We start from the raw sequence: 18134 nt of genomic DNA, 5'->3' as shown, positions 1-18134 counted from the left end.
CCCGACGATGCGCGTCGCGCCCCCGAGGAGCGCAGCGAGCATCGTGATCCACCCCGACGTCGTCACCACCATCGCCGACCTCCGCGCCCGGCTCGACGCCGCCCGCGCGGCCGGCCGTCGCATCGCGCTCGTGCCGACGATGGGCTCCCTGCACGACGGGCACCTCTCGCTCGTGGAGCACGCCGCCGCCATCGCCGACGAGGTCGTCGTGTCGATCTTCGTCAACCCCCTGCAGTTCGGCCCGACCGAGGACTTCGAGCAGTACCCGCGCGATCTGGAGCGCGATCGGGCGGCGCTCGCCGGGCATCCCGGGACGATCGTCTTCGCCCCCGCGGTCGACGAGATGTACCCGCTCGGCGCCTCGCAGACGCGCGTGACGGCGGGCGCGGTCGGCGGTCTCTTCGAGGGCCGCTCGCGCCCGGGGCACTTCGACGGCATGCTCACCGTCGTGGCGAAGCTGCTCAACATCGTGCAGCCCGACGCGGCCGTCTTCGGGCAGAAGGACGCCCAGCAGGTGCACCTCGTGCAGCGCATGGTGCGCGAGCTCGACATCCGCACCCGCATCGAGGTGGCCGAGACCGTGCGCGCCGACGACGGGCTCGCGCTCTCGAGCCGCAACGCCTTCCTCGACGAGCGGCAGCGCCGCGCGGCCCGCTCGATCCCGCTCGCGCTCGAGGCCGCCCAGTCGGCGGGCGATCGCGGCATCGACGCCGTGCTCGCCGCCGCGCAGGGCGTGCTCATGGGAGAGCCCGCCATCGAGCTCGACTACTTCGCCGTCGTCGATCCGGCTACCTTCCGCCCGGTGCCCGACGAGTTCCGCGGGGTCGCCCGCGCGCTCGTCGCCGCCCGCGTCGGCTCGACGCGGCTCATCGACACCGAGACGCTCGTCCTCGGCTGAGGCCGTCGCCCCGCCCGGCCTCGGCTCGCCCCACCCCGGCCCGCCCCGTCCGCCTCGCGCTCGGCTCCGCCTCGGCGGCGGCCCGCCGCGGCGCGCCGTTAGGCTGGAGCGTCGACCGAGGAGACCCACCCGCATGAGCGAGACCCCCGCGCCCGAGAGCGCCACGGCGCCGACCGCCGCCGAGCCGATCACCGCCGAGCCGACCGCCGCCGAGCAGGCCGCCGAGATCGCCGAGCAGAAGCAGGTGCGGCTCGATAAGCGGCAGCGGATGCTCGATTTGGGGCTCGACGCCTACCCCGTCGGCCTCGCCGTCACCGACACCATCCCGGCCGTGCGCGCCCGCCACCCCGAGCTCGCCCCCGACACCGCCACGGGGGAGCGCGTCGCGCTCGCGGGCCGCGTGGTGTTCTCGCGCGTCACCGGCAAGCTGTGCTTCGCCACGCTGCAGTCGGGCGAGGGCGAGCGCCTGCAGGTCATGGTGAGCCTCGCGGAGGTGGGGCAGGAGAGCCTCGACCGCTGGAAGGAGTTCGTCGACCTCGGCGACCACGTCTTCGTCGAGGGCGAGGTCATCACGAGCCGCCGCGGCGAGCTGAGCATCATGGTCTCCGCCTGGTCGATCGCGGCGAAGGCGATCCTGCCGCTGCCGAACCTGCACAACGAGCTGGGCGACGAGACCCGCGTGCGCCAGCGCTACCTCGACCTCATCGTGCGCGAGCAGGCCCGCACCACGGTGCGGGCGCGCGCCGCGGCGGTGGCGAGCCTGCGGGCGACCTTCGCCGAGCACGGCTACCTCGAGGTCGAGACGCCCATGCTGCAGACGATGCACGGCGGAGCATCCGCCCGCCCCTTCACCACCCACTCGAACGCCTTCGACACCGAGCTGTTCCTGCGCATCGCGCCCGAGCTGTTCCTCAAGCGGGCCGTCGTCGGCGGCATCGAGCGGGTGTTCGAGATCAACCGCAACTTCCGCAACGAGGGCGCCGACTCCACCCACAGCCCCGAGTTCGCGATGCTCGAGGCGTACCAGGCCTACGGCGACTACCACCAGATGGCCGATCTGACGCAGGAGATGATCCAGAACGCGGCGGTCGCCGTGGCCGGATCGCACGTCGTGACCTGGGCCGACGGCACCGAGTACGACCTCGGCGGCCAGTGGGATCGCCTGAGCATGTACGACTCGCTCAGCGCCGCCGCGGGCGTCGAGATCACCCCCGAGACGCCGATGAGCGAGCTGAAGAAGCTCGCCGACGCCGTCGACATCGAGATCGACCACCCGCTGCCCGGCAAGTACGTCGAGGAGCTCTGGGAGCACTTCATCAAGGGCGACCTCGTGCGGCCGACCTTCGTCATGGACTTCCCGCTCGACACGAGCCCGCTCGTGCGCGAGCACCGCAGCCTGCCGGGCCGGGTCGAGAAGTGGGATCTGTACATCCGCGGCTTCGAGCTCGCCACCGCGTACTCCGAGCTCGTCGACCCCGTCGTGCAGCGCGAGCGCTTCGTCGCGCAGGCGACCCTCGCGGCCGGCGGCGACCCCGAGGCGATGCGCCTCGACGAGGCCTTCCTCACCGCCCTCGAGCACGGCATGCCCCCGTCGGGCGGCATGGGCATGGGCATCGACCGCCTGCTCATGGCGCTCACCGGTCTCGGAATCCGCGAGACCATCCTGTTCCCCCTGGTGAAGTGAGGCCCTGATGGCGAAGGACGACGAGCTGGCCCTGCCCGGCGACGCCGAGAAGAAGAAGCGCGAGGTCTCGTTCACGCGCCTCGCCGTCTGGGTGATCGCGGGCGGCGTCGGGGCGTACCTGGTCATCAGCGGCCTCATCGGCGTTCTCGCGAAGGGCTAGCGGTGGTGGATGCCGCCGGCGCGGACCGCGCCGACGGGCCGGCAGCCCGGCCGCCCCTGCTCATCGCGGTCGACTCGCCGCACGCGCCCGACGTGCGGGCGCTCATCGAGCGCCACCTCAGCGGCATGCTCGAGTTCTCGCCGCCCGAGAGCGTCCACGCCCTCGCCTCCGAGGCCCTCGCCGAGGAATCCGTCACCCTGTGGTCGGCCCGCATCGACGGGCACCTCGCGGGGCTCGCCGCTCTGCGCGCGATGCCGGCCGAGGCGGGGGCGCCGACGGCTGAGCTCCACGGCGAGATCAAGTCGATGCGCGTCGCCGACGGCTTCCTGCGCCTCGGCGTCGGCCGCGCCCTGCTGCAGCACGTCATGGCCGAGGCCCGCGGGCGGGGCATCACCCGGCTCTGGCTCGAGACGGGCAGCACCCCCGACTTCACGGCCGCGCGGGTGCTCTACGCGAGCGAGGGCTTCGACGAGTGCGGGCCCTTCGGCTCCTACGCCCCCGACCCGTTCTCGGTGTTCATGACGCGGTCGCTCGAGCCCTGATCCGCGGGGCGGGATGCCCGGCCGGGGCCGCGGCCACCTCGTGCGGGGCATCCCGCCCTCGACCGCGCTGTCCACCCCACCACGGGGGCGTGCGAGGCCGCGCCCTCGCGCCTACGATGAAGCCGTCCGAGCAGGACTGCACGCGGCCCCCCCAGCCGCCCCGGCCCACCCCGCCGAGGAAGCGCGCACCCCGCGAGGCGATACCCGAACCCGAATGCCGACGACTCCTCCCCCACGGTGAGTCGGCGACATCGCCCGACCCGAAACGGCGATCAATGCTGCACACGCGCGCTCTCCCCGCGGTCCTCTCCGCCCTGCTGCTCAGCGGGGCGGCCCTCCTCATCGCGACCCCGGCCTCGGCCGCCGACTCGCTCACGCTCACGGCGCCGGCCGCCTCGTCGACCGTCTCGGGCGAGCTGCGCATCGAGGGCGTCGTCGACGGCGAGGGGATGACCGATCTCACCCTCTCGCTCGCCCCGCAGTCGCTCGGCGAGTGCGGAGCGCCCGTCGCCTCGACCGAGACCGAGGTCGCCGGAGGCGAGCCCTTCGCCGCCGTCATCGACACCGCCCGCGTCGCCGACGGCGCCTACTGCGTCGTCGCGGTCGCCGACGGCGGCGCGCTGTCGGAGGTGCGCGGCGACATCGTCGTCGCCAACGAGCTCGTGGCCGGCAGCGACTTCCAGCTGCCGACCCTGGCGCTGCCCGAGGAGGGCGGAGTGGTCGCGGTCGCCACCACGACCGTCCCGGCCGATGCGGGCCCGCTCCTCGCCGCGCTCGTCTTCGGCCTCGCGGGCCTCGCCGCGGCCGCGGTCGCCGTGTTCGGCCTGCTCTACGGGCGGCGGCCGGCCCGGGTCTGAGCCCCGGCGTCGCACCGGGGCGCTTCCTCGCTCTCGCCTCGCTCTCGCCCCGCTCTCGCCCCGCGCGAGGGCGGCCGGTGGGCTCGCGGCGCTCGTCGAGCCGTGCGCACGTATCCTGGTGCACATGCTGGAGGACTTCTGGGCGAACGCGATCTTCTCGGTCACGCCGACGATCGTCGTGGGCCTGATCTTCTGGTTCGCGATGCGCGCGATCATCCGCGCCGACCGCGCCGAGCGCAAGGCCTACACCGATATCGAGGCCGAAGAGGTCGCGCGCGCGCAGAAGCTCTCCGCCGACCCGCACGAGTAGCGGGTCGCCGCCGCTCTCAGCCGCGCGGCTTGAGCCGGATCCCGGGCAGCTCCGGCGCCGGCAGCGCCCGCCCGTCCCACCCCGGCACCGAGCCGAAGACCTCGTTGACCCGGCTCGCCTCGATGACCTCGCCCTGCCAGCGCGACCGGGCGCTCACGATCTCGTCGTGGTCGCGGCCGATGAAGTTCCACCACATGACGATCGACTCGCCGAGCGGCGCTCCGCCGATGAGCAGGGCGCGCAGCGGCTCCGCTCCGGCCTCGATGCGCAGGCTGGTGCGGCCCGGCGCCGTGTAGGCGAGGCGGTGGGCCGGGATGCTCGTTCCGTCGAGCGACGGGAGCCCGGCATCCACCAGAAGTCCGTGCTCGAAGGACGGGTCGACCGCCAGCTCGACCGCGGCGCCGGCCGGCAGGTCGAGCTGCGCGCCCAGCAGCGGGCTGAAGACGCGGGCGGGCGCCGGTGCGCCGACGCCGGGCAGCGCGCCGATGAACACGCGCACCGTCGCGTCGCCGACCCGCACGGGGGAGGGCTCGGTGTGCTCGAAGAAGGGGGCGATGCCGCGGTCGCCGTCGGGCAGGGCGACCCAGAGCTGGGCGCCGTGCAGGCGACGCGCGGCCGGGGTCGAGACCTCGCTGTGCTGGATGCCGCGGCCGGCGGTCATGAGGTTGAGCTCGCCCGGGCGCACCAGGTGGTGGGCGCCGGTCGAGTCGTGGTGCTCGATCTCGCCCTCGAACAACCAGCTCACCGTCTGCAGCCCCGTGTGCGGATGCGGCGGCACGACCATGCCCCCGGTCGCGTCGACGTCGTCGGGGCCGTAATGATCGAGGAAGCACCACGCCCCGATGAGGCTGCGCTCGCGCTGCGGCAGCGTGCGGCGCACGGTCATGGCGCGCACCCCGCCGAGGGGCACGTCGCGCGGCTCCAGCAGCTGGGGCGCCGGCGTGAGCGGGCTGCTGGGCGAGGCGAGCAGCTCGTCGGGGTCGGCTTCGAGGTTGCTCACGTCGTCAGCCTACGTCGGCGTGAACGACGAACTGCAGGAGTTGCTGCCGCTCCGCTGCTCGGCGGGTCACCGCCCGTCGAGCACCAGCAGCTCGCCGACCTCGCAGTCGAGCGCGTCGCAGATCGCCCGCAGCGTCGAGTACCGGATCGCCCGGGCCCGATCGTTCTTGAGCACCGAGAGGTTGACGACGCTCACGCCGACGAGCTCGCTCAGCCGGGTGAGGGTCATGCCGCGCTGCTCGAGCAGTTCGTCGAGCCGGCAGTGGATGCCCGTCTCCTCCTCATCGGAGGGAGCGGGCGCCATCAGACGAGACCCTCCGTCTCGCGCTGCAGCCGTGCCCCTAGCCGGAACACCACCGCGAGCCCGAGCACCGCGAACCCGATGAGCACCGGCACCGGCGAGGCCTCGAACCCGACGACGAAGACCTCGGCGCCCAGCAGGGTGTTGAGCTCGTCGCCCGCCATCATCCGCCCGAGCCCGCCCGATCCGATCGCGACCATCATGCCGATCGACAGGGCATAGCCGGTGACGACCGCGACGACGAACATCGAGCGGTGGAACGCCTCGCCGCGGGCGATGCGCCGCAGCGCGTAGGCGATCGACCCGGAGACGATCGCGCCGACGAGGCTCGTGAGTCCGGCCTCGACGAGCAGCAGCGCGACGGCCCCGCCCGACAGAGTCGAGGCGTCGACGGTGACCCCGGCCGCCGTCGCGGTGAGCGCGCGCACCCCCTCGGGCAGGCTCCCGACCGCGGAGAGCGAACCGTCGGCGAGCAGCAGCTCGCTCGGCAGGCCCTGGTCGGTGAGCAGGGGCAGCAGCACCGCGAGCGCCGCTCCGATCAGCCAGACCGCGGCGGCGGCCATGGCGAGCGCGGCGAGCAGCCGCATCACGGCCGCGTCGCGGCGGTCGAGCACGGGCGGGCCGGCGGTGACGGCATCGGTCATGGGAGCATCCATATCGGTAGTCGATAACAACGAATATCGATACGGTAGCGGGATGCCCGGCGCCGGGCAAGCCCCCGGCCCTCGTCGACCGACCGCGCGCCGAGAACCCTCACGCCCACGGCGAACAGGGGCAGGGTTGCGCCCCTCGCCTGGTTACCCTCATTACATCGGCGCCGAATCCCTGCCTGGCGTCCGTAAGGAGACCGAGATGTTCGAACGCTTTACCGACCGCGCCCGCCGTGTCGTCGTCCTGGCCCAGGAAGAGGCCAAGATGCTCAACCACAACTACATCGGTACCGAGCACATCCTCCTCGGCCTCATCCACGAGGGCGAGGGCGTCGCCGCCAAGGCCCTCGAGTCGCTCAACATCTCGCTCGACGCCGTGCGCGAGCAGGTGCAGGACATCATCGGCCAGGGCCAGCAGCAGCCGACCGGCCACATCCCCTTCACGCCGCGCGCGAAGAAGGTGCTCGAGCTGAGCCTGCGCGAGGCGCTGCAGCTCGGCCACAACTACATCGGCACCGAGCACATCCTGCTCGGCCTCATCCGCGAGGGCGAGGGCGTCGCCGCCCAGGTGCTCGTCAAGCTGGGCGCCGACCTCAACCGCGTGCGCCAGCAGGTCATCCAGCTGCTCTCGGGCTACCAGGGCAAGGAGGCCGTCGCCGTCGGCGGCGAGACCACCAGCAGCGACAAGGGCTCGCAGGTGCTCGACCAGTTCGGCCGCAACCTCACGCAGGCCGCCCGCGAGGGCAAGCTCGACCCGGTGATCGGGCGCGAGAAGGAGGCCGAGCGGGTCATGCAGATCCTCTCCCGCCGCTCGAAGAACAACCCCGTGCTGATCGGCGAGCCCGGCGTCGGCAAGACCGCCGTCGTCGAGGGCCTCGCGCAGGCCATCGTCAAGGGCGAGGTGCCCGAGACGCTCAAGGACAAGCAGCTCTACTCGCTCGACCTCGGCTCGCTCATCGCCGGCAGCCGCTACCGCGGCGACTTCGAGGAGCGCCTCAAGAAGGTCACGAAGGAGATCCGCACCCGCGGCGACATCATCGTCTTCATCGACGAGATCCACACCCTGGTGGGCGCGGGTGCCGCCGAGGGCGCGATCGATGCGGCGAGCATCCTGAAGCCGCTGCTCGCCCGCGGCGAGCTGCAGACCATCGGCGCGACCACGCTCGACGAGTACCGCAAGCACTTCGAGAAGGATGCCGCTCTCGAGCGCCGCTTCCAGCCGGTGCAGGTGCACGAGCCCTCGCTGCCGCACTCGATCAACATCCTCAAGGGACTGCGCGACAAGTACGAGGCGTTCCACAAGGTCTCGATCACCGACGGCGCCATCGTCTCGGCGGTCAACCTCGCCGACCGCTACGTGCAGGATCGCTTCCTGCCCGACAAGGCCATCGACCTGATCGACGAGGCCGGCGCCCGCCTGCGCCTGTCGATCCTCTCCGCGCCGCCCGAGCTGCGCGAGTTCGACGAGAAGATCGCCGGCGTGCGCGCCGACAAGGAGCTCGCGATCGAGAACCAGGACTTCGAGAAGGCCGCGAGCCTGCGCGACGACGAGAAGAAGCTGCTCGGTGAGCGGCTGCGGCTCGAGAAGCAATGGCGCTCGGGCGAGGCCGGCGTCGGCGGCACCGTCGACGAGGGCGTCATCGCCGAGGTGCTGGCCCAGGCCACGGGCATCCCCGTCTTCAAGCTGACGGAGGAGGAGTCGAGCCGCCTCATCTTCATGGAGAAGGCCCTGCACCAGCGGGTCATCGGCCAGGAGGAGGCGATCTCCGTGCTCGCCAAGACGATCCGTCGCACCCGTGCGGGCCTCAAGGACCCGAAGCGCCCCTCGGGCTCGTTCATCTTCGCCGGCCCCACGGGCGTCGGAAAGACCGAGCTCGCCAAGGCGCTCGCCGAGTTCCTCTTCGACGACGAGGGCGCCCTGATCGCGCTCGACATGTCGGAGTACGGCGAGAAGCACACGGTCTCGCGCCTGTTCGGTGCCCCTCCCGGCTTCGTCGGCTTCGAGGAGGGCGGCCAGCTCACCGAGAAGGTGCGCCGCAAGCCCTTCAGCGTCGTGCTCTTCGACGAGATCGAGAAGGCGCACCCCGATATCTTCAACTCGCTGCTGCAGGTGCTCGAGGAGGGTCGTCTCACCGACGGCCAGGGCCGCGTGGTCGACTTCAAGAACACCGTCATCATCATGACGACGAACCTCGGCACGAAGGACATCACGGGCGGCCCCGTCGGCTTCACGCTGCAGGGCAACACCGAGGCGAGCTACAGCGCGATGCGCGGCAAGGTCGTCGAGGAGCTCAAGAAGCACTTCAAGCCCGAGTTCCTCAACCGCGTGGACGAGACGATCGTGTTCCCGCAGCTGAACCAGGACGAGCTGCTGCAGATCGTCGACCTGTTCATCAAGCGGCTGCGCGAGCGCATGATGGACCGCGACCTGACGATCGAGGTGAGCACGCCCGCCAAGGCGCAGCTCATCAAGCTCGGCTGGGACCCGTCGCTCGGTGCTCGACCGCTGCGCCGCGCGGTGCAGCACGAGATCGAGGACGCCTTGAGCGAGCGCATCCTGCACGGCACGCTCAACGCGGGCGACCACGTGGCGGTCGACTTCGTCGACGGCGAGTTCACCTTCGTCACCACGCAGCGCGAGCTCGCGGGCGTCGCCGCCGTCGAGGCCGGCCCCGCAGCCGCCTCGGTCACGCCGGAGCTGCCCGCGGCCGAGTAGCCGTCAGCACGTCACAATGCCCCGCCCCCCGGTCCGCCGGGGGCGGGGCATCGTCGTCCCCGCCGGGCGCCGCCTGTTCCTGGATGCTCCCCGCACACTCCCCGTGATCTCGCCGTGCACTCCCTCCCGCCACGCCGCCTCCTCTTGCCCGCGGCGCAGGGAGCGACCACCCTCGTTCGGGGGGTGCCACCGGAGCGCACCCCGACGACTGGAGGTCTTTCGATGAAGAAGCACATCGCACTCGCCGGGTTCGCCGCCGCCGCGCTGGTGGCCGGCACCGCCACTCCCGCTCTCGCCGACGCCCACGAGGGCCCCGGCACCATCGTCGACGTCGCCGTGGGCGCCTCGGGCGGCGTCGGCGCCTACGACGCCAACGGGTCCGACTACGACATCCTCGTTGGCGCGGTCGTCGCGCTCGACCTCGCCGGGGCGCTCTCCGCGCCCGACGCCGACCTGACGGTCTTCGCGCCGAACGACGAGGCGTTCCTGCGCCTGGTGACCGACCTCACGGGTGAGCGCCCCGCCACCGAGGAGGAGGCCCTCGGCATCGTCGCGGGCGTCGAAGGGGTGACCGAGATCATGCTGTACCACGTGGTGCCCGGCGCGGCCGACGTGAAGTCGCTCATCAAGGCCAAGTCCGCCACGACCATCCTCGGCGGCACCATCGGCGTGCAGGGCGTGAACCTGCGCGACGGCGGCGACCTGGCCGACCCGAAGATCATCCGCCCCGCCGCGAACATCGCCGCGTCGAACGGCATCATCCACACGATCGACCGCGTGCTGCAGCCTTAGGCGCGACGCGTGCACGAGGCCCCGGTCGGTGACGGCCGGGGCCTCGTCGCGTTCCAGGCGCGCGCGGGGCGGGTGACGGGCGGGCGACGGGGATGCCCGGCTCTAGGCTTGAGAGCGTGACGAGCATCCCGGCCCCCGAGCCCCGCCGCTTCTCGGTGCGCCGCGCCCGCACCGCCGACGTGCGCCAGATCAAGCAGCTGGTGGAGCCGCTCGTGCAGCAGCGGATCCTGCTCGGCAAGGACCTGGTGGTGTTCTTCGAGTCGCTGCAGGAGTTCCGCGTCGCCATTGACGACGCCACCGGCGAGGTCGTCGGCTGCGGCGCCCTGCACGTGCTCTGGGAGGACCTCGGCGAGGTGCGCACCCTCGCCGTCTCCGACGCGTGGCGCGGCGCCGGCGTCGGTCACGCGCTGCTCGAGCGCCTCGTCGCCGAGGCCGGCGAGCTCGGCCTCACCCGCCTGTTCTGCCTCACGTTCGAAGTCGACTTCTTCGCCCGCCACGGCTTCACACCGATCGGCGAGCAGCTGCTGGTCGACCCCGAGGCGTACATGGAGCTCGTGCGCTCGCCCGACGAGGGCGTCGCCGAGTTCCTCGACCTGTCGCGCGTGAAGCCGAACACGCTCGGCAACACGCGCATGCTGCGCACCCTGGCCTGAGCCTGCCAATCGGGGCACACGCCGCAGCCGTAGCCGGGCATCCCGACCCCGCGGCCCTACTCTGACGCCATGTCGACCGTGCGTCATCCCGTCGGACCGCAGCCGCCCCAGGTCTACTGGCGCCGCCGCCTCATCGTCGGCCTCGGGCTGCTGGCCGTGATCGTCATCATCGTGCTCATCATCGTGCGCCCCGGGTCGGGCGATCCCGAACCGACGGCGGCGTCCCCCGCCCCCAGCGAGACCTCCGCTCCCGAGGCGTCCGAGGAGCCGGCGGCGGATGCTCCCGCCGAGCCGCCCGCCGACCCGACCGCCTGCACCCCCGACCAGGTGGAGGTCGTGGCCGTGACCGACGCCGATGCCTATGGCGCCGAGCAGCTGCCGCTGCTCTCGCTGACCATTCGCAACCTCACCTCGACGGCCTGCACGATGGAGGCCGGCACCGACGTGCAGGAGTACGTGATCACCTCGGGCGCCGACCGCATCTGGTCGTCGAAGGACTGCCAGACCGACCCGGTCGCCGCCCCGATCACGCTCGAGCCGGAGCAGGAGCTCTCGACCAGCCCGCTGCAGTGGAGCCGCACGCGCAGCGAGGCCGGCGTGTGCGACGTGCAGCGCGAACCGGTCGGCGCCGGTGGCGCGACCTACCGGCTGTCGGTGAGCATCGGGGGCTTCGCCTCCAGCACCGATAAGGCGTTCCTGCTGAACTGAGCCCTAGGCTGGTGGGGATGCCGAAGAAGAAGCGACCCTCCCGAAACGGCGGCCTCCCGCGCGGAGCCCGCCCCGCCGCTCTGCCGGAGTCGACGCTGCCGCCCGAGCAGCGTCTCGCCGCCGCTCTCGAGAAGCAGGATGCCGCTGCCGTGGCCTTCGCGCTGCGCAACGACCACGTGATCGTGCCCCTGCTGCCCGTCGACGGGCCCCCGCAGGTGCGGGTGTTCCGCCAGGGCGAGGCCGAGAAGTACATGCTGCTGCTGTTCTCGAGCCCGCAAGCCTACGTGGCGATGCTGCCGCAGGAGACGGACCACCGCGTGCTCGCCTACGACCGGGCGACGCTGACCGACTTCATCCAGCAGAACATCGGCGTGCTCGAGGCGATCTGGTTCGACCTGGCCGGCCCGCACTCGATGCAGGCCGAGCCGCAGGACGTGCTCGACGCGCTGCTGCTGGAGGCCGATCCGGCACCGTGACCTTCCTCGGGCGACGACAGGGGCCGTCCCGGCCGACTCCGCCGGTCGCGTGGTTCGCAATCGGCGCGTCGCTGCTCGTGATCGGCGGCTTCGCGTGGTGGATCCTCGCCACTCGCGAAATCGATGCGTCCGGTCGCGCATCAGCATTCTTCTTCTTGCTGCCGATCATCGGCGTGGCCTGCTTGGTAGCCGGCGTCGTCGCGGTCGTACGCCGCCGCTGATCGCTGACTCAGCCTTCGGCCCCTAGAACTCGGGGACGTCGACCTTCTCGTCGCGCGCGCTCGCGAAGGCGAGCCGCACGGCCTCGCGCACGTGCACGGCGCCCGCGTCGATGAGGGTGCGGTAGCCGAGCCGCCGGGCTTCGGCGGCCCGTTGCGGCGCCCCGGCGACGGCGCGGATCTCGCCGGCGAGGCTGATCTCGCCGATGGCGGCGAGGTGGCCGTCTAGGGCCTTCTCGCGGCGCGCGCTCGCGATGGCGAGGGCGATCGCGAGGTCGGCGCCGGGCTCGGTGAGGCGGATGCCGCCGACGGTCGAGACGTAGACGTCGAACTCCGACAGCGGCATGCCGCAGCGGCGCTCGAGCACGGCGAGCAGCATGGCGACACGGGAGGAGTCGACGCCGTTGACGACGCGGCGCGGCTGCGGGGCCTTCGAGGCGACGATGAGCGCCTGCACCTCGACGGGGATGGCGCGGCGCCCCTCCATGGCGATAGCGACGCAGGTGCCGCTCACGGGCACGGTGGCATTGGACCGGAACAGCACGGAGGGGTCGGCGACCTCGGCGATGCCCTCGCCGGTCATCTCGAAGCAGCCGACCTCGTCGGTCGGGCCGAAGCGGTTCTTGTGGGCGCGCACGAAGCGCAGGGCGGTCTGGCGGTCGCCCTCGAACTGGCAGACGACGTCGACGAGGTGCTCGAGCATGCGCGGGCCGGCGATCGTGCCGTCCTTCGTCACGTGCCCGACGAGCAGTACGGGCAGGTCGCGCTCCTTCGCGACCCGGATGAGCGTCGCCGCGACCTCCTTCACCTGGGCGACGCCGCCCGCGAGGCCGTCGATGAGCGGTGAGGCGACGGTCTGCACCGAGTCGACGATGACGAGGGAGGGCCGCACCTGGTCGATCTGGCCGAGGATGACGGAGAGGTCGGTCTCGCTCGCGAGGTAGAGCTCGTCGCTCAGCGCCCCGGTGCGGCCGGCGCGCAGGCGCACCTGCGCGGTCGACTCCTCCGCCGAGACGTAGAGCACGCGCTGGCCCGACTGCGCGGCGCGTGAGGCGACCTCGAGCAGCAGGGTCGACTTGCCGACGCCCGGTTCGCCCGAGAGCAGGATGGCCGCGCCGGGCACCACGCCGCCGCCGAGCACCCGGTCGAACTCGCCGATGCCGGTGGGCGTGTGGCTCTGCTCGCGTGGGGCGATCTGCGTGATGGGGCGGGCGATGCGGGCGTCGGCGACGAGGGTCGACGTCGTGCGCTGCGTGACGGCCGTCGGCCCCGCCTCGACGACCGTGCCCCACTGCTGGCACTCGCCGCAGCGGCCGGCCCACTTCGGGGTCGTCCAGCCGCACTCGGTGCAGCGGAAGGACGTGGTCGGGCGGGCCATGCCGATAAGCGTAGGCGCGACCTCCGACACCGGGCGCCGGCCGGGTCACCTGCTGTTCACCTCGACGTCCGCGTGCCGACACCGAGTGCGCTTAGCGTGCGAATCGTCCGCGCTCGCGCCGGGCATCCCGAACCGCGCCCCGCCCCCCTCTCGACACCGGAGTCCGCCGTGCCCTCACCTCGCCCCCCGCTCCTCTCCCGCGCGCCGCAGCGGTCGTTCGGCCGCCGGCTCGCCGCCGCCGGCACCTGCGCCGCCCTCGTCGCCGGCGCCGCCATGACCGCGATCGCGATGCCCGCGACGGCCGCCATCGTCGCCGAGCCGATCGTCTACGAGGGCTCTGGAGCGCTCGCGCTCGCGCCCGTCGGCACCCTGCAGACCCCCGAGTTCGACGCGGGCGCCGCCGAGATCGTCAGCTACCACGCCGCCACGCAGCAGCTCTTCATCGTCAACGCGGTCGCCGGCGCGGTGCAGGCCATCGACGTCTCCGACCCGAGCGCGCCGACCCTGATCGACGAGATCGTCGCCGAGGGCGCCCCGATCTCCGGCGGCGGCACCATCCCCGCCGGCGCGGTCGCCAACTCGGTGGCCGTCACCCCCGGCGGCCTCGTCGTCGTCGCCGTCGAGGCGCCCACGAAGACCGACACCGGCTGGATGCTCTCCGTCGACGCGACCACGCGCGACGTGCTCGGCGCGGTGTCGGTCGGCGCGCAGCCCGATTCCGTCGCCGTGAGCGGCGACGGCGCCTACGCCGTCCTCGCCAACGAGGGGGAGCCGAGCGACGACTACCTCGTCGACCCCGTCGGCAGCATCAGCATCGTCGACCTGCCCGGAACCGTCGCCGCCTCCGAGCAGAGCGCCGTGCGCACGGTCGGCTTCGAGGAGTTCGAGGCCGACGGCACGCGCACCCTCCCGGAGGGCATCCGCGTCTTCGCCGGTATCGACGGCATCGACCTGCCCGTCTCGCGCAGCATCGAGCCCGAGTACGCGAGCGTCGCGCCCGATGACGTCACCGCGTACGTGAGCCTGCAGGAGGCGAACGGTCTCGCCATCGTGAACCTCGTCGACGGCACCCTCGAGCTCGCGGCGCTCGGCTCGATCGACCGCGGCGTCGTGCCCATGACGATGAGCGACCGCACCGCGAACCTCACCGAGCGCATCACGGTCGACGGCATCGAGGGGCTCTTCATGCCCGACACGATCGACACCTACGAGGTCGGCGGCGAGACCTACGTCGTCACGGCCAACGAGGGCGACGCCCGCGAGTGGGGCGACTACGAGGAGCCCGTCCGCGTCGAGGACCTCGCCCTCTGCGACACGATCGACACGACGAACCGTGCGGCCTTCGACCGCCTCGAGGTCTCGATCGAGAGCCCGCAGGTCGACGACTGCTACTCGGCGCTGCACGCCTTCGGCACGCGGTCGTTCTCGATCTGGGATTCGGCCGGCACGCTGGTGAGCGACTCGGGCGAGTCGCTCGAGCGGATCACCGCCGAGGCTCTGCCCGAGTTCTTCAACGCGGGCAACGACGACAACGTCCTCGGCTCGCGCAACGACGCCAAGGGCCCCGAGCCCGAGGCCGTCGCCGTCGGCGAGGTCGACGGGCGACAGTACGCCTTCATCGGGCTCGAGCGCGTCGGCGGCATCGCCGTCTACGACGTGACGGTGCCGACCGCGCCCGAGTTCACCACCTACATCAACAATCGCGACTTCTCGCTCGACGTCGAGGACGACATCGCCGCGGTCGGCGACTCGGGCCCCGAGTCGATCGTGTTCCTGCCGGCCGGCGACTCGCCGACCGGGCGGGCGATGATCGCCGTGGGCAACGAGATCACGGGCACCACGACGCTGTACTCGGTCACGCCGCAGACCACCATCCAGGTGCTCGGCATCAACGACTTCCACGGACGCCTCGAGGCCAACCGGGCCGAGGCGGGCGCGGCGGTCATCGCCGGAGCCGTCGGCCAGCTGCGCGCCGAGAACCCGAACACGGTCTTCGCGAGCGCGGGCGACATGATCGGCGCGAGCACCTTCACCTCGTTCTCGCAGCAGGACAACCCGACCATCGACGCCCTCGTCGCGGCGGGCCTCGATGTCGGCGCGGTCGGCAACCACGAGTTCGACGCCGGCTTCGCCGACCTCACCGACCGCGTGCTGCCCCGCTACGGCGACCCGCGCTACGGCCTGGGCGCGAACGTCTACCTCGCCGGCACCGAGACCCCCGCGCTCGACGAATTCTGGGTGACCGAGCTCGACGGCGTGCGGGTGGGCTTCATCGGCACGGTCACCGGTCAGACGGCCAGCCTCGTGAGCCCCGCGGGCATCGCCGGCATCGAGTTCGGCGACCCCGTCGAGGCGGCCAACCGCGTCGCGGCGCAGCTGAGCAACGGCGAGGAGGGCGACGGCGAGGCCGACGTGATCGTCTCGCTCGTGCACGAGGGCCCCGACTCGGCGGATTGCGCGACGCTCGGCGCCGCCGACGACGCCTTCGGCTCGATCGTGCGCGACTCCTCCAGCGACATCGACGCGATCTTCGCCGGTCACACGCACATCGTCGTCGACTGCGCCTTCCCGGTCGCGGGCTCGGGCGTCGAGCGGCCCGTCGTCATGGGCGGCCAGTACGGCACGCACCTCGCCCAGGTCGAGCTCACGGTCGACACCGAGACGCTCGAGGTGACCGGCGCGAGCCGCTCGGTCATCCCGCTCGCCCCGGGCAACGTCGCGGCCTTCCCCGCCGACGCCGCCGTCGCGCAGATCGTCGCGGATGCCGTCGACGCCGCCGCGATCGTCGGCGACACCGTCGTGGGCTCGGTCACCGCCGACATCACGCGGGCGTTCGACGCCGAGGGCGTCGAGGATCGGGTCGCCGAGTCGAGCCTCGGCAACCTGATCGCGGACATCCAGCTGTGGGCCACCTCGAATGAGTCGTTCGGCGGCGAGCCCGCGCAGATCGCGCTCATGAACCCGGGCGGCGTCCGTGCCGACCTGCTGCTCGGCGACGACGACGGCGTGACGACGTACCGCGACGTGGCGAGCGTGCAGCCCTTCGCCAACACGCTGTTCACCCAGGACCTCACGGGCGCGCAGCTGACGCTGGTGCTCGAGGAGCAGTGGCAGCCCGCGGGCTCGTCGCGCCCCAAGCTGCACCTCGGCGTCAGCGAGGGCTTCGAGTACGTCTACGACGAGTCTCTGCCCCAGGGCGAGCGAATCCTCGAGCTGCGCCTGAACGGCGAGCCCATCGCGGCGGACGACGTCGTGCGGGTCGTGGCGAACTCGTTCCTCGCGAACGGCGGCGACAACTTCACCACCCTCGCCGAGGGCACGAACCGCACCGACACCGGTCAGGTCGACCTCGCCGCCGCAGTGGCCTACTTCGAGGAGTTCGAGGTCGTCGAGCCGGCGCCGCTGGGTCGCGCGATCATCGGCTCCGACGACTGGGCGACCGTCTCGCTGCGCCTCGACGGCCTGCGGGCGGGCGACACCGTGCCCGTCACGGTCTCCGGTCTCGAGCCGGGGCAGACCATCTCGGGCGCCCTGCTCGGCGCCGCCGACGGGCTGAGCACGGCCGCCGCGATCTCCCTGAGCGCGGTCGAGCTCGGAACGGCTACGGCGAACGCCGAGGGCGTCGCGACGTTCGCACTGGTCATCCCGCGCGATCTGGCGGCGGGCGCCTACGTGCTCGAGGTGGCGTCGCAGGTGCCGGGCGAGCTGCCCATCCGCGTCGAGCTGCAGATCGCGGCGGCTCCTGCCGCGGTCGGCGCCGGAGCCGGAGCCGGCGGCGGCGTCGGCGGCGTCGGCGGCCTGCCGGTCACCGGCGCCGAGGCGGGCGGTCTGCTGGCCCTCGCGCTGGGTCTGCTGGGCGCCGGCGCAGCGACCTTCGCGCTGCGCCGCCGCGCATCCCGCTCGCTCGCGACGGTCGCGGGGGAGTAGCCCGCCGCCGCGCGAGACGCACGCCGCCGGGCACCCCCGGTGCGCATCCCGGAGCCGCCGCCCTCGGCCAGGAGGACGGCGGCTCCGTCGTGTGCGGCCGGCCGAGCGACGGTGCGGCGGTCAGCGACGGGGCGGCGGTCAGGATGCCCGCAGCTGCCGCGCGCGCCGCGTGACCGCCCCGGCGAAGGCCGACTCCCACACCCGGTAACCCAGATCGCTCGGGTGGAACTGATCCCACGTGAACTCCGGGAACGAGCCCCAGCCGCGCCGCAGCTCGGTCACCCGGTGCAGGGGCGCGAAGGCGAGCCCGGCGGCGCGCACCCGATCGGCCATGACCTGCGAGGTGCGCCAGGCGTCGAACTCGCGCTCGCCGAAGTGGAAGCACGGCAGGTCGGCGACGATCGCGTGCGCGGGCAGCATCGCCAGCAGCGCGTCGAAGCGCGCGAGGAAGCCCTCGTGGTCGGCGGCGCGCATGTCGTTCGCGCCGATGGCGACGGTCATGACGTCGACGCGGTCGAGCGCCAGGGCGGCGGGCAGCTGCCGGTCGACGCAATCGTCGACCCGGGCGCCGTAGCGCGAGAGGTTCACCACGCGCACGCTGCGGCCGGAGTGGCGCTCGAGCCGCTCCGCCAGCCGGCCGACGTAGCTCGTCTCGAGGCTGCGCGCGCCGATGCCCTGCGCGGCGGAGTCGCCGAGGGCGGCGTACACGAGGTCTCCGGGCAGCGCTGCGCGAGCATCCCACTGCCGCAGCCGCCGCCGCAGCCAGGGGGTGCGCGGCGAAGGAAGGGCCATTCCCGCATCGTAACGGCGCGGGATGCCCGGCCGGGGCCACGGTTCGCCCGGGCCGCGCGCCTGTACTAAACTC

General features: G+C 72.6%; 18 protein-coding genes. 13 read left to right on the top strand and 5 right to left on the bottom strand.

Annotated features, from left to right (window positions below):
* The first annotated feature begins 7 nt into the window (after positions 1 to 7).
* From panC to OVN18_RS03680, 6 genes are all read left to right on the top strand, one after another.
* A complete protein-coding gene (panC, locus tag OVN18_RS03705) occupies positions 8 to 898 on the top strand; it encodes a pantoate--beta-alanine ligase (protein WP_407666063.1) in 891 nt (296 codons plus the stop codon).
* A 133-nt stretch (positions 899 to 1031) separates the two neighbouring features.
* Complete coding sequence (gene lysS, locus OVN18_RS03700; protein WP_267782010.1) at positions 1032 to 2582, top strand: lysine--tRNA ligase; 1551 nt, start codon at positions 1032 to 1034, stop codon at positions 2580 to 2582.
* Positions 2583 to 2589: 7 nt separating this feature from the next.
* Positions 2590 to 2742, top strand: a complete 153-nt coding sequence (locus OVN18_RS03695) for a hypothetical protein (protein WP_267782009.1) — start codon at positions 2590 to 2592, stop codon at positions 2740 to 2742.
* Positions 2743 to 2744: 2 nt separating this feature from the next.
* Positions 2745 to 3284 (top strand): GNAT family N-acetyltransferase, encoded by a 540-nt coding sequence (locus tag OVN18_RS03690; RefSeq protein ID WP_324287794.1) that lies wholly within the window; start codon positions 2745 to 2747, stop codon positions 3282 to 3284.
* A 275-nt stretch (positions 3285 to 3559) separates the two neighbouring features.
* On the top strand, positions 3560 to 4141 hold the full coding sequence (locus tag OVN18_RS03685; protein WP_267782007.1) for a hypothetical protein: 582 nt from the start codon (positions 3560 to 3562) through the stop codon (positions 4139 to 4141).
* Positions 4142 to 4265: 124 nt separating this feature from the next.
* Positions 4266 to 4451 (top strand): hypothetical protein, encoded by a 186-nt coding sequence (locus tag OVN18_RS03680; RefSeq protein ID WP_407666062.1) that lies wholly within the window; start codon positions 4266 to 4268, stop codon positions 4449 to 4451.
* 16 nt (positions 4452 to 4467) lie between these two features.
* Here the strand turns inward: OVN18_RS03680 and OVN18_RS03675 are convergent, their stop codons facing one another.
* From OVN18_RS03675 to OVN18_RS03665, 3 genes are all read right to left on the bottom strand, one after another.
* Entirely contained in the window at positions 4468 to 5451 is a 984-nt protein-coding gene (locus tag OVN18_RS03675) for a pirin family protein (protein ID WP_267782006.1), read from the bottom strand.
* A gap of 66 nt (positions 5452 to 5517) precedes the next feature.
* Positions 5518 to 5754, bottom strand: a complete 237-nt coding sequence (locus OVN18_RS03670) for a helix-turn-helix domain-containing protein (RefSeq protein ID WP_267782005.1) — start codon at positions 5752 to 5754, stop codon at positions 5518 to 5520.
* Positions 5754 to 6395, bottom strand: coding sequence for a hypothetical protein (locus tag OVN18_RS03665; RefSeq protein ID WP_267782003.1), 642 nt, complete (start codon positions 6393 to 6395; stop codon positions 5754 to 5756). The genes OVN18_RS03670 and OVN18_RS03665 overlap by 1 nt, the downstream gene beginning before the upstream one ends.
* A gap of 208 nt (positions 6396 to 6603) precedes the next feature.
* Between OVN18_RS03665 and OVN18_RS03660 the strand changes: the two genes are divergently transcribed.
* The 6 genes from OVN18_RS03660 to OVN18_RS03635 all read left to right on the top strand — a co-directional run bounded on the left by OVN18_RS03660 (position 6604) and on the right by OVN18_RS03635 (position 11967).
* Positions 6604 to 9117: an ATP-dependent Clp protease ATP-binding subunit gene (locus tag OVN18_RS03660; RefSeq protein ID WP_267738221.1), complete on the top strand. Its 2514-nt coding sequence runs from the start codon at positions 6604 to 6606 to the stop codon at positions 9115 to 9117.
* Positions 9118 to 9339: 222 nt separating this feature from the next.
* The gene (locus OVN18_RS03655) at positions 9340 to 9909 is read left to right on the top strand and encodes a fasciclin domain-containing protein (RefSeq protein WP_267781999.1); all 570 of its coding nucleotides are present in this window, start codon (positions 9340 to 9342) and stop codon (positions 9907 to 9909) included.
* A gap of 92 nt (positions 9910 to 10001) precedes the next feature.
* Positions 10002 to 10562 carry an amino-acid N-acetyltransferase gene (locus tag OVN18_RS03650; protein ID WP_407666061.1) on the top strand — a complete coding sequence of 187 codons (561 nt, stop codon included), beginning with the start codon at positions 10002 to 10004 and terminating at the stop codon, positions 10560 to 10562.
* A gap of 69 nt (positions 10563 to 10631) precedes the next feature.
* Complete coding sequence (locus OVN18_RS03645; protein ID WP_267781997.1) at positions 10632 to 11270, top strand: hypothetical protein; 639 nt, start codon at positions 10632 to 10634, stop codon at positions 11268 to 11270.
* A gap of 17 nt (positions 11271 to 11287) precedes the next feature.
* Complete coding sequence (locus OVN18_RS03640) at positions 11288 to 11746, top strand: SseB family protein (RefSeq protein ID WP_267781995.1); 459 nt, start codon at positions 11288 to 11290, stop codon at positions 11744 to 11746.
* Positions 11743 to 11967, top strand: a complete 225-nt coding sequence (locus OVN18_RS03635) for a hypothetical protein (protein ID WP_267781994.1) — start codon at positions 11743 to 11745, stop codon at positions 11965 to 11967. The genes OVN18_RS03640 and OVN18_RS03635 overlap by 4 nt, the downstream gene beginning before the upstream one ends.
* Positions 11968 to 11989: 22 nt before the next feature.
* Here the strand turns inward: OVN18_RS03635 and radA are convergent, their stop codons facing one another.
* On the bottom strand, positions 11990 to 13342 hold the full coding sequence (gene radA, locus OVN18_RS03630) for a DNA repair protein RadA (protein ID WP_267781993.1): 1353 nt from the start codon (positions 13340 to 13342) through the stop codon (positions 11990 to 11992).
* Between the two features lie 168 nt (positions 13343 to 13510).
* Between radA and OVN18_RS03625 the strand changes: the two genes are divergently transcribed.
* Complete coding sequence (locus OVN18_RS03625) at positions 13511 to 17269, top strand: choice-of-anchor I family protein (protein WP_267781990.1); 3759 nt, start codon at positions 13511 to 13513, stop codon at positions 17267 to 17269.
* Positions 17270 to 17407: 138 nt separating this feature from the next.
* Here the strand turns inward: OVN18_RS03625 and OVN18_RS03620 are convergent, their stop codons facing one another.
* The gene (locus OVN18_RS03620; RefSeq protein WP_267781988.1) at positions 17408 to 18061 is read right to left on the bottom strand and encodes an SGNH/GDSL hydrolase family protein; all 654 of its coding nucleotides are present in this window, start codon (positions 18059 to 18061) and stop codon (positions 17408 to 17410) included.
* Between the last annotated feature and the right edge of the window lie 73 nt (positions 18062 to 18134).

It is taken from the genome of Microcella daejeonensis (assembly GCF_026625045.1).
Lineage (GTDB): Bacteria > Actinomycetota > Actinomycetes > Actinomycetales > Microbacteriaceae > Microcella > Microcella daejeonensis.
Note: the sequence above shows the minus strand (reverse complement) of the source record. Positions and strands in the feature narration are given on the sequence as shown.